The organism is Clostridium sp. TJA038, from assembly GCF_058310255.1.
Window position 1 is genome coordinate 540,870 of sequence record NZ_JBZEFA010000001.1, and the last position, 11,864, is coordinate 552,733.

Sequence of the window (11,864 nt, forward strand, 5' to 3'; positions counted from 1 at the left end):
TTTAACAATGAATGAAGATTTTCTAGGGGCATTATCTGAAATAGTAAAAGAGAAAGGTATTTCAGTAGAGGCTTTATTAGAAACTATAGATGATGCTATAATAGCAGCTTATAAAAAGAATTTTTCAAATTCAGGTACAACTGCACAAAATGTAAAGGTAAAGCGTGATGAAAAAACAGGTGATATTCATGTTTACGCTCAAAAAGTAGTTGTTGAAGAAGTTTATGATGATGTAACAGAAATAAGTTTAGAAGATGCAAAGGCTATTAGTGCTATTTATCAATTAGATGATATAGTAGAAATAGAAGTAACACCTCAAAACTTTGGAAGAGTTGCAGCACAACTTGCAAAGCAAATGGTTATACAAAGAATAAAAGAATCTGAAAGAAATGTAATTTATTCAGAATTTGCTGAAAAAGAGTTTGATATATTACCAGGTACTGTAATAAGAAAAGATAAAGGTAATGTATTTGTAGACTTAGGAAAAATAGAAGGTGTTTTAGGGCCAAATGAACAAATGCCTACAGAAAAATATAATTTTAATGAAAAGTTACAATTATATGTAGTTGAAGTTAAGAAAACATCTAAAGGTGCTTCAGTTTTATGTTCAAGAACACATCCAGGACTAGTTAAAAGATTATTTGAATTAGAAGTTCCTGAAATATATGAAGGAATAGTTGAAATAAAAAGTATAGCTAGAGAAGCTGGTTCTAGAACTAAAATAGCAGTTTATTCAAATGATGAGTCAGTAGATGCTATGGGAGCTTGTGTTGGACCTAAGGGTGTTAGAGTTCAAAATATAGTAAATGAGCTAAAAAATGAAAAAATTGATATAATAAAATGGAGCAATACTCCATCTGAATATATAGAAAATGCTTTAAGCCCAGCTAAGGTTGTAAGTGTAGAAGCTGATGAAGAAACTAAGTCAGCTAAGGTTATAGTTGAAGATAGTCAATTATCATTAGCTATAGGTAAAGAAGGACAAAATGTTAGATTAGCAGCTAAATTAACTGGTTGGAAAATAGATATAAAAAGTAAATCTAAAGCAGAAGAATTATCAAATGAAGATGTTGTTATTGAAGAAGACATTATAATAGAAGAATAATAGCTTCTAGACTTTGGAGGTGACAAGATGAAACCTAAAAAAATTCCAATGAGAATGTGTAATGGGTGCATGGAAATGAAACCTAAGAAAGAACTTATAAGAATAGTAAAAAATTCTGATGGGGAAGTTTCTGTAGATTTAACTGGTAAAAAATCAGGAAGAGGCGCTTATATATGTAAAAATGTTGAGTGTTTAGAAAAAGCATTTAAAGCAAAGAGATTAAATAAAAATCTTCAATCTAACATTGGAGATGAAGTCTATGATAGATTGAGAGAAGAGATAAAAAATGGATAAGTTTCTTAATTTTTTAGGTCTTGCAAAGAGAGCAGGAAAACTTTTAGAAGGTTATAATAAATGCGAAGAAGAATTTAAAAAGAATAAAATTTATTTATTTATTTTTTCAAAGAGCATTTCAAATCGTTCAAAGGATAAATTCCTTAAATACTGCAAAGAGTATAATATACCTTATATAGATAATTTTTCGAAAGAAGAATTAGGCTATAGCATAGGTAGATGTGAAATCAATATATTAGGAGTAACTGATAAGAATATGGCAGAGAAGCTTTTGTCTTATTCTAATAATAATTAGTTCATCTAAAAATTTTCGGGGGTGAATATATGTCAAAAATAAGAGTTTATGAATTGGCAAAAGAATTAAGAGTTCCAAGTAAAGTTCTTATAAATGTATTAATGGATGAGTTTGGCGTTGAAGTTAAAAACCATATGAGCGTTATAGAGGATGAGGACGCTGCATTAATAAAAGAACTTTTAGCAGGAAGCGAAGCAAATAGTGAATTGGTTGCTGAGTATGAAGCAGAATTAGCAGAGGAAGTTAATAATGCTGCTAAAAAGAAAAAGAAAAAGAAAAAAGGTAATGAAGAAGATAACTTAGAACAAGATGTTGAAGTTATTGAAATCGGAAAGACTATAACAGTTAAAGAGTTAGCTGAAAAATTAAATAAACCAGTTAATGATGTTATAAAAACTCTTATCTTTACAGGAGTAATGGCTGCAATAAACCAAGAAATAGATTTTGAAACAGCTCAAAAGGTTGCAGAAAAATATGAGGTTGCAGTTTACGAGAAAGAAGAAGAAAATACTTTAGAAGACTTTGAAGAAGATACTGATGTAGAAGAAGAAAACTTAGCTAAAAGACCACCTATAATAACAGTTATGGGTCATGTTGACCATGGTAAAACTTCTTTACTTGATGCTATAAGAAAATCAAAGGTAACAAGTACAGAAGCTGGTGGTATAACTCAACATATAGGTGCTTATACCGTTGAAGTAAATGGAGAAACTTTAACATTTTTAGATACTCCAGGACATGAAGCTTTTACAGCTATGAGAGCTAGAGGAGCTCAAATAACTGATATAGTTATATTAGTTGTTGCAGCAGATGATGGAATAATGCCACAAACAGTAGAAGCTATAAACCATTGTAAAGCAGCTAATGTTCCTATGATAGTTGCAATAAACAAAATGGATAGAGAAGGTGCTAATCCAGATAGAGTTAAGCAAGAATTAACAGAGCATGGGTTAGTTGTTGAAGATTGGGGCGGAGATATAATAGCAGTTCCAGTTTCAGCTAAAACTAGAGAAAATATAGATACTTTATTAGAAATGGTTCTTTTAACTTCAGAGATGCAAGAGTTAAAAGCTGATGCAGGAAGAAGAGCAAAAGGAACAGTAGTAGAAGCTAAATTAGATAAGGGGAGAGGAGCAGTTGCAACTTTATTAGTTCAAAATGGTACTCTACACATGGGAGATTCAATTGTAGTTGGTAGCACTTATGGAAGAATAAGAGCTATGTTTGATGATTCAGGTAAGAAGATAAAAGAAGCTGGTCCATCAATTCCAGTTGAGGTTTTAGGACTTTCAGAGGTTCCAGCTGCTGGAGATAGATTTACAGTAGTTAAAGATGAAAAAACTGCAAGAAATATGGCTGAAGCTAGAAAAGAAAAAATAAGACAAGAAAGCTTTGCAACATCTCATAGAGTTTCTTTAGAGGATTTATATAGCCAAATAAAAGAAGGTTCAGTTAAGGAACTTTCAGTTATAGTAAAGGCAGATGTACAAGGTTCTGTTGAAGCTATAAAAGCATCTTTAGAAAAATTATCAACTGATGATGTAAAGGTTAGAGTTATTCATGGTGCTGTTGGTGCTATATCAGAAACAGACATAACACTAGCTGCTGCATCTAATGCTATAGTTATAGGATTTAATGTTAGACCAGATAACAATGCTATAGCAGCTGCAGAAAGAGATGGAGTTGAAGTTAAAACTTATAGAGTAATATACGACGCTATAGAAGATATAAAATCAGCTATGATAGGTATGTTAGATCCAGAATACAAAGAAGTTATTTTAGGAACAGCAGAAATAAGAGCTACTTACAAAATTTCTAATGTTGGAACAATAGCTGGAGGATATGTATTAACTGGTAAATTAGTTAGAAATGCTGATGTAAGAGTTATAAGAGAAGGAATAGTTATTTTTGAATCTAAATTAGCATCATTAAAGAGATTTAAAGATGACGTAAAAGAAGTAAATGCTGGATATGAATGTGGCTTTAGTGTTGAGAAGTTTAATGACATTAAAGAGGGAGACATAATAGAAGCATATACTATGGAAGCAGTTCAAAGAAAAGAACTTTAATTTTATAAAGAGGTGATTTATATGGCTAACTTCAGAGGTAAAAGAATAAATGAAGAAGTAAGAAAAGAAGTAAGTGATATCATAAGAAATCAAATAAAAGACCCTAGACTAACAGCTATGGTAAGTGTAACTCATGTTGAAGTTACGAAGGATTTAAGATACGCTAAAGTTTTTGTTAGCCTATTCGCTAAAAATGATGAAGAAAAAGAGGAAAGCTTAAAAGCTCTAAAAAATTCAGCTGGATTTATTAGAAAAGAAGTTGGAAGTAGAGTTAAGCTAAGAAGTACTCCTGAAATATTATTTGAAGAAGATAATTCTATAGATAATGCAATGTATATTGAATCATTGTTAAATCAAATTAAGGAGAAATAAAAAATGAGATTTCATGAAGTAATATCAATTATAAATAAAAGTAAAAAAATTGGTATAACATATCATGTATCTCCAGATGGTGATGCCTTAGGTAGTGTTTTAGCACTACTTCAAGGCATTAGAATTTATGGTAAAAAAGCTTATGTTATCTCTAAAGACTTAGTCTCAGATAACCTAAGCTTTCTGCCTTATGCTGAGGAAATAAATGGAGAAGTAATAAAGCCATCAGAAGATACAGATTGTGTTATAGTTTTAGATTGTGGTAATTTTGAAAGAATTTCAGCAGATTTAAGCGAATTTAAAGGAACTTTAGTTAATATAGACCATCATTTATCTAATGATAAATACGGTAATATAAATTATTTAGATGTAGAGGCTTCTGCTACTGCAGAGATAATATTTATGCTTCTTAAAGAGATGAAGGTTGAAATAAATGAAGATATAGCTAAATGTCTTTATACATCTTTAATAACTGATACAGGTTCTTTTAGATATTCAAATTCTACTGAAAGAACTCATATAATAGCAGGTGAATTAGTTAATTATATAAAGCATGATGAAATTCATAGAAATATATTTGATAATAAACCTTTTGCTAAAATGAAATTAATGTCCCTAGTTTTAGGAGATATGGAACTAGTTTGTAATAATAAAATAGTTCTTATGAGAATTACTAAGGACATGATAGATTCTATTGGAGAAGAAATTCAAAATAGTTCAGATGTTGTATCTTTAGGAAATCAAATAAAAGGAGTAGAAGGATGCATTCTTCTTAAGGAAGTAGACGAAGGAGTAAAGGTTAGTTTAAGGTCTAAAGATTCTTTAGATGTTAGAAGTATTGCAGAAAATTTTGGTGGCGGTGGTCATACAAAGGCATCAGGAGCTTTTATAAAGGGTGTAAATATAGAAGAAGCTAAAAATGAAATATTAAAAGTTCTTGAAAAAGAGATGGTGTAATTTATGAATGGAGTAATTAACATATATAAAAATACAGGTATGACTTCCTTTGATGTTGTTGCTATAGTAAGAAAAATTGCAAAAACCAAAAAAGTTGGGCACACAGGAACTTTAGACCCAGAAGCTTCTGGAGTTTTGCCAGTTTGTATTGGAAAAGCTACAAAAATTATAGATTATATAATGGATAATAAAAAAATCTATAGAGTAAATTTTAAACTTGGTACGGTAACAGATACCTATGATTTAGAAGGCAAAATATTAAAAGTTTGTGATGCATCAAAGGTAAAAGAAGAAGAAATATTAAATTGCATAAATTCTTTTATAGGTACTATAGAGCAAGTTCCACCTATGTATTCTGCTTTGAAGCAAAATGGGGTAAGACTATATGAGTTAGCAAGACAAGGAATTGAAGTTGAAAGAGAAGCAAGAAAGGTTACTATTGATTCTATTTATAATATAAAAATAGAGTCAATTTATAATATACAAATGGATGTTTCTTGTTCTAAAGGAACATATATAAGAAGTCTTTGCTATGATATTGGCGAAAAGCTAGGTGTTGGTGCAACTATGACTAAATTAGAGAGAATACAAAATGGCCCTTTTACTAAAGAGGAAGCAATAAATATAGAAGATTTAACAGAAGAAATTTTAAAAAATAATATTATTTCAATTGAAAGTGCTTTAGAAGCCTTTCCTAAAATAACTGTAAATAATAAGTTTTTTAAGCTTTTAAAAAATGGAGTTAAAGTTTTTGATAAAAGATTATATGAAAAAGAACTTGAGATAAACAAGCTATATAGAGTATATGGAGAAGAAGGAGTATTTTTAGGTTTAGGAAAAAAGGATGAAAAAGGATTTAAAATAGAGAAGTTACTAATAGAGGAGTAGTCAATGATTTTAATAAATAATGATTTTAAGAAAGTGGTTGAGAAAAGCACCTATGTAGCTTTAGGAAGTTTTGACGGTATTCATAAAGGGCACTTAGCTTTAATAAATAAAAGTAGGGATTTAGCAAAAGAAAAGAATTCCTTAAGTATGGTATATACATTTAAAAATCATCCAAGAAAGCTTATAAATAAAGAAAAAGCACCAAAACTTCTAATGAATTTACAAGAAAAAATAAATATCCTTAAAGATTTAGTTGATTTAACTAATTTTGTGGAATTTGATAAAAAGTTTATGAAGTTAGAACCTGAAGAGTTTATAGAAAACCTTATAAAAGAATATAATGTCTGTGGAATTGTTGTTGGATTTAACTATAGGTTTGGTCATAAAAATAAAGGAGATGTAAAGCTCCTTGAAAAATTGTGTAAAGATAAAGGTATAGAACTTTATGTTATAGACCCATATACTTATAAAGAAGAAGTTGTAAGCTCTACAAGAATTAGAAAAGCTTTAGCTAGTGGAGAAATTGAAGAAGCTAATAATATGCTTGGAAGATATTTTTCTTTAACTGGAGAAGTTGTAGATGGAAAAAAACTTGGAAGAACTATTAATTTTCCAACAGCTAATTTAAAAAATGATTGTGAAATAATCTTACCTAAAATAGGAGTTTATTATACTAATGTATTAGTTAAAAATAAAATTTATAAAGGAATAACTTCTGTTGGTAGTAATCCTACTGTAAATGGAAAGGTTATTACTGTTGAAACTCACATATTAGATTTTAATGATGATATTTACGGAGAAAATATAAGTGTTCATTTTATAAATAAAATAAGGGATGAAAAAAAATTCAACTCTTTAGAAGAACTAAAAAGTCAATTAATAAAAGATAAGAATTTTGCTAAAAAAAGCCACATAAAAATTTATTTGTAATAAAGATTTACAATAAAAGCGACTTTTGATATAATCATATAGAACCTAACTCTAAGATTTAAGGGTAACCGTCTTTTTTCTTGGAACTAGGGGATAATTTTTCGGAGGTGTAACAATGGATAAATTAAGAAAACAAGAAATCATAGCTAAACATGCAAGACACGAAGGAGATACTGGTTCACCAGAAGTTCAAATTGCATTATTAACAGAAAGAATAAACTCTTTAACTGATCACTTAAGAACACACAAAAAAGACCACCATTCAAGAAGAGGTCTTTTAATGATGGTTGGACAAAGAAGAGGATTATTAAACTACTTATATGAGCAAGATATCGAAAGATATAGAGCTATAATCAAAGAATTAGGATTAAGAAGATAATTTAGTAGAGCGGGTTTTTACCGCTCTATTATTTTAAAAATATTAATATTGTAAAATTTTAGTCTTTATATACCGAAAGGAGGTATTTATATGAATCATACCCATGAAACTATCATAGCAGGAAGACCAATGAAAGTTGAGTTCGGTAAACTAGGAATGCTTTCAGATGCTGCTATATTAATGAGTTATGGAGATACAGTAATATTAACAAATGTAAATGCATCAGAAAAACCAAGAGAGGGAATAGACTTTTTTCCACTAAGTGTTGAATATGAAGAAAGACTTTATTCAGTTGGTAAAATACCAGGTGGATTTATAAAAAGAGAAGGAAAGCCTTCAGAGAAAGCTATACTAAATGGTAGAGCTATAGACAGACCTTTAAGACCTTTATTTCCAAAAGGGTATAGAAATGATGTTCAAGTAGTATGTACAGTTGTTTCAGTAGAAAATGATAACCTTCCTGAAATACTAGCTATAAATGCTGCCTCAATGGCATTATGTTTATCAAGCATACCTTTTACTACTCCAGTTGCTGCAGTTCAAGTTGGATTAATAGGAGATGAATTTATCTTAAATCCTACTTCACAACAAAGAGAAGAAAGCTCACTTCAATTAACTGTTTGTGCAACTAGTGAAAGAGTTATGATGATTGAAGCTGGTGGAGATGAAATCCCAGAAGATACTATGATTAATGCTATAAAATTTGGTTTTGATAAGTGTCAGGATATAATAAAATTCCAAGAAGAAGCTACAAGTATGTTCGGTAAAGAGAAGAAAGTTCCAGAGCTACATAAAGTACCAGAGGAAATAGAGGAAGCAGTAAGAGAATTTGCTTTTGATATGATAAATGAGTCAATGCACATTACTGATAGAGATGAAAGAAATGCTGCAATGGACGAAGTTAAAACTAAAATAAATGAAGAGTTTGAGGAAAAATATCCAGATAATATGTCTGACATTGGAGAAGCTGTTTACGACATGCAAAAAGAAGTTGTAAGACATATGCTTTTAAAAGAAGGAAAAAGACCAGATGGAAGAGCTTTTGATGAAGTAAGAAAAATTAGCTGTGAAGTTGGATTACTTCCAAGAACTCATGGAACAGGATTATTTACAAGAGGTCTTACTCAAGTAATGACTGTTGCAACTTTAGGTTCTATAAGTGAAATTCAAATATTAGATGGTATTGGTGAAGAAGAATCTAAAAGATATATGCACCACTATAATTTCCCAGCATATAGCGTAGGAGAAGTTAGACCATTAAGAGGACCAGGTAGAAGAGAAATAGGTCATGGTGCTTTAGCTGAGAGAGCTTTAGAACCACTTATACCTTCAGAAGCTGAATTCCCATATACAATAAGATTAGTATCAGAAGTATTAAGTTCAAATGGTTCTACATCACAAGCATCAGTTTGTGGTAGTACATTAGCACTTTTAGATGCTGGTGTTCCAATAAAAAGACCTGCAGCTGGTATAGCTATGGGATTAATAACTTCAAAGGACTTAACAGAAGAAGAAGTTTTAACTGATATTCAAGGCTTAGAAGATTTCTTTGGAGATATGGATTTTAAGGTAGCAGGAACAGTAGAAGGAATAACTTCAATACAAGTTGATACTAAAATAAAGGGACTATCTGAAAAAGTTATACATGATGCAATATATGGAGCAAGAAAAGCAAGATTAATGATTTTAGATAAAATTAAAGAATGCATACCAGCTCCAAGAAAAGAAGTTTCTAAATATGCACCTAAAACATCAACTTTACAAATAGATCCTGAAAAAATAAGAGATGTAATTGGTGCTGGTGGAAAAGTTATAAATAAAATTATAGCAGATACTGGTGTTAAAATAGATATAAAAGATGATGGATTAGTTTATGTTTCATCCTCTGAAGCAGAGGGAGTAAATGAAGCAGTTAAGATAATAGAAGGTTTAACTAAAGAAGTTAAAGCTGGAGAAATTTATTTAGGTAAAGTTACAAAAATTGCTCAATTTGGTGCCTTTGTTGAAGTATTACCTAATAAAGAAGGATTAGTTCATATTTCTAAATTAGATAATAAGAGAGTAGAGAAAGTTGAGGATATAGTTTCTGTTGGAGATGAAATATTAGTTAAAGTAACAGAAATAGATTCTCAAGGAAGAATAAATCTTTCAAGAAAAGATGCAATAAAAGAAGCAGAAGAAGAGAATAAAGAGCAATAGTAAAAGGCAATTATTATTGCCTTTTTATTTTTTTATATTTTATAAAATAGTTTCTTTTAAGCTTAAATGACATATATTATTTATAAGTAACATATTATTTATTGTTTTAATAAATAATTGTGGAGGGTATATTATGAGTAATAATGTTAAGTATTTAAGTGAAATAGAAAGATATGAAATTATAAATATAAATGATGGTGAGAAATATAGTGGTCTTATAAATAATGATGTTATTATAGATGAAGAAGGAAAATTAAGATATTTAATAGTAAACTTAGGTGGTAGCAAATTTAATCTTTTTAACTCAGATGAATATTTAGAAATAGAATGGGAAAATGTAAAAAGAATAGGAGCTAAAACCATAATATTAGATGTAGATAGTGACATGATTAAAAAAACTAAGCTTTAGGAGTGTGGATATTTTGAAAATAGTAGTACAAAAGTTTGGTGGTACTTCTGTATCAACAAAAGAGAGAAGAACTATGGTTGTAGAAAAGGTAAAGGGTGCTATAGAAAAAGGATATTTACCAGTTGTTGTTGTATCTGCTATGGGAAGAAAAGGAGAACCTTATGCAACAGATACACTTTTAGGATTAGTATCAGAAGAGTTTAAAAAGGAAAATAAATTAGCTACAGACTTACTTATGGGTTGTGGAGAAATTATAAGTACTGTAGTTATGTGTGATGAATTAAGAGAGGCAAAAATAGAAGCAGTTCCTTTAACAGGTGGAAACGCTGGAATTCTTACAGATAATAACTATTCAAGTGCTGACTTTATAGATATAAATCCAAAACTTATTTTAGAGATTTTAAAAGATGGAAAAGTTCCAGTTGTTGCAGGATTCCAAGGAGTTGATAGAGATGGGTTCTTAACAACTTTAGGAAGAGGGGGAAGTGATACTACAGCAGCTGTTTTAGGTGTTGCTTTAAAGGCTGAAGAAGTAGAAATATATACAGATGTTGATGGTATAATGACAGCAGATCCAAGAATAGTTAAAGAAGCGGAACTTATAAATAAAATAAGCTATAATGAAGTTTTTCAATTAGCAGATCAAGGTGCTAAGGTTATTCATCCAAGAGCTGTAGAAATAGCTATGAAGGGAAATGTTACTTTAGTAATAAAAAATACCATGAGCACATGTATTGGTACAATGATAGACAACTTAGGTGATTTAGAAAATAATAAATTTATAACAGGAATAACTCATCAAGGTAATAGAATACAAGTTTCAATAAAAGCTGATGATAATAAAGATAATAAAAATTACAAAACAATTTTAGAAAGTCTTGCAAAAAATAAGATAAGCTTAGACCTTATAAATATTTTCCCAAGAGAAAAAGTATTTACTATAGATGCAGGAGTTAAAGAATTATTTGAAGATATTATGATAAAAAATAATTTAAAATATGAATTAGTTGAAAATTTAAGTACTATTGCTGTAGTTGGTTCAAGAATGAGAGGAATTCCTGGAGTTATGGCGAAGATAGTAGGAGCCTTAGATAGTGAAGATATAGAAGTTTTACAAACAGCTGATTCACATATGACTATTTGGTGCCTTGTTGATAGCAATAATGTAAATAAGGCTATACAAGCACTTCATAGAGCTTTTATGAAATAATGTATATAAAATTTCCTTTCTGTATAAAATAAAAATATACAGGAAGGAGATTTAAATTATGGAACATAATAAAGAAAATGAAAATAAAACCTTAGAAGAAATAAAAGAACTAGGTACCGTTTTGCCTAAGGAAAAAAAGGAAGATTCTAATATACAGGTTTTAACTATAATAGGACAGATAGAAGGACATAATGTTCAACCACCACAAACGAAAACAACTAAATATGAGCATATGATTCCTCAACTTATAGATATAGAGCAAAATGATAAGATAAAGGGGATATTATTTGTTTTAAATACTGTAGGAGGAGACGTAGAAGCTGGCTTAGCCTTAGCTGAGATGATAAGAAGTTTAAAAAAGCCTACAGTATCTTTAGTTATTGGAGGAGGACACTCTATAGGAGTTCCTTTAGCTACAGCCTCTAACTACTCTTTTATATCTCCCTCAGCAACAATGATAATTCATCCTATAAGAATGAATGGATTAGTAATAGGAGTTCCTCAAACCTTTAAGTATTTTAATAAAATGCAAGAGAGAATAAATGATTTTATACTAAGAACATCAGATATAAAGTTAGAGGTTTTAAAGAAGCTTATGATGCAAACAGATGAGCTTTTAAATGATATGGGAACTATTTTAATAGGAGAAGAGGCAGTTAAGTGTGGCTTAATAAATGAAGTTGGTGGAGTTAAGGAAGCATTACATAAGTTAAATACCTTAATAGAAGCTAATAAATAGAACCATAGTATATTCTAT

At 29.8% G+C, this 11,864-nt stretch carries 13 protein-coding genes; all 13 read left to right on the forward strand.

The genetic code is table 11. The annotated features are described in order from the left end of the window. The first annotated feature begins 7 nt into the window (after positions 1 to 7). The 13 genes from nusA (at position 8) to AC4FQV_RS02655 (ending at position 11,846) form a co-directional block, all read left to right on the forward strand. Positions 8 to 1,105, forward strand: coding sequence for a transcription termination factor NusA (gene nusA / locus AC4FQV_RS02595; protein WP_491164244.1), 1,098 nt, complete (start codon positions 8 to 10; stop codon positions 1,103 to 1,105). A 27-nt stretch (positions 1,106 to 1,132) separates the two neighbouring features. After that, on the forward strand, positions 1,133 to 1,399 hold the full coding sequence (rnpM, locus tag AC4FQV_RS02600; RefSeq protein ID WP_491164246.1) for an RNase P modulator RnpM: 267 nt from the start codon (positions 1,133 to 1,135) through the stop codon (positions 1,397 to 1,399). Further along, positions 1,392 to 1,694: a ribosomal L7Ae/L30e/S12e/Gadd45 family protein gene (locus tag AC4FQV_RS02605; protein ID WP_491164249.1), complete on the forward strand. Its 303-nt coding sequence runs from the start codon at positions 1,392 to 1,394 to the stop codon at positions 1,692 to 1,694. Before rnpM ends, AC4FQV_RS02605 begins: the two co-directional genes overlap by 8 nt. Positions 1,695 to 1,723: 29 nt before the next feature. Then, positions 1,724 to 3,763, forward strand: coding sequence for a translation initiation factor IF-2 (infB, locus tag AC4FQV_RS02610; RefSeq protein ID WP_491164252.1), 2,040 nt, complete (start codon positions 1,724 to 1,726; stop codon positions 3,761 to 3,763). Between the two features lie 21 nt (positions 3,764 to 3,784). After that, the gene (gene rbfA / locus AC4FQV_RS02615) at positions 3,785 to 4,135 is read left to right on the forward strand and encodes a 30S ribosome-binding factor RbfA (RefSeq protein WP_491139026.1); all 351 of its coding nucleotides are present in this window, start codon (positions 3,785 to 3,787) and stop codon (positions 4,133 to 4,135) included. Positions 4,136 to 4,138: 3 nt separating this feature from the next. Then, positions 4,139 to 5,092, forward strand: a complete 954-nt coding sequence (locus AC4FQV_RS02620) for a DHH family phosphoesterase (RefSeq protein ID WP_491164254.1) — start codon at positions 4,139 to 4,141, stop codon at positions 5,090 to 5,092. 3 nt (positions 5,093 to 5,095) lie between these two features. Further along, on the forward strand, positions 5,096 to 5,980 hold the full coding sequence (gene truB / locus AC4FQV_RS02625; protein ID WP_491139024.1) for a tRNA pseudouridine(55) synthase TruB: 885 nt from the start codon (positions 5,096 to 5,098) through the stop codon (positions 5,978 to 5,980). 3 nt (positions 5,981 to 5,983) lie between these two features. Beyond that, positions 5,984 to 6,910 (forward strand): bifunctional riboflavin kinase/FAD synthetase, encoded by a 927-nt coding sequence (locus AC4FQV_RS02630; RefSeq protein ID WP_491164256.1) that lies wholly within the window; start codon positions 5,984 to 5,986, stop codon positions 6,908 to 6,910. A gap of 115 nt (positions 6,911 to 7,025) precedes the next feature. Then, entirely contained in the window at positions 7,026 to 7,289 is a 264-nt protein-coding gene (gene rpsO, locus AC4FQV_RS02635; RefSeq protein ID WP_491139022.1) for a 30S ribosomal protein S15, read from the forward strand. A 90-nt stretch (positions 7,290 to 7,379) separates the two neighbouring features. Next, positions 7,380 to 9,488 (forward strand): polyribonucleotide nucleotidyltransferase, encoded by a 2,109-nt coding sequence (locus AC4FQV_RS02640; RefSeq protein ID WP_491139021.1) that lies wholly within the window; start codon positions 7,380 to 7,382, stop codon positions 9,486 to 9,488. 133 nt (positions 9,489 to 9,621) lie between these two features. Further along, positions 9,622 to 9,897 (forward strand): YlmC/YmxH family sporulation protein, encoded by a 276-nt coding sequence (locus tag AC4FQV_RS02645; protein WP_491139020.1) that lies wholly within the window; start codon positions 9,622 to 9,624, stop codon positions 9,895 to 9,897. Positions 9,898 to 9,910: 13 nt separating this feature from the next. Continuing rightward, positions 9,911 to 11,107 (forward strand): aspartate kinase, encoded by a 1,197-nt coding sequence (gene dapG / locus AC4FQV_RS02650; RefSeq protein WP_491139019.1) that lies wholly within the window; start codon positions 9,911 to 9,913, stop codon positions 11,105 to 11,107. 58 nt (positions 11,108 to 11,165) lie between these two features. Then, positions 11,166 to 11,846, forward strand: coding sequence for a ClpP family protease (locus AC4FQV_RS02655; protein ID WP_491139018.1), 681 nt, complete (start codon positions 11,166 to 11,168; stop codon positions 11,844 to 11,846). Positions 11,847 to 11,864 lie beyond the last annotated feature (18 nt).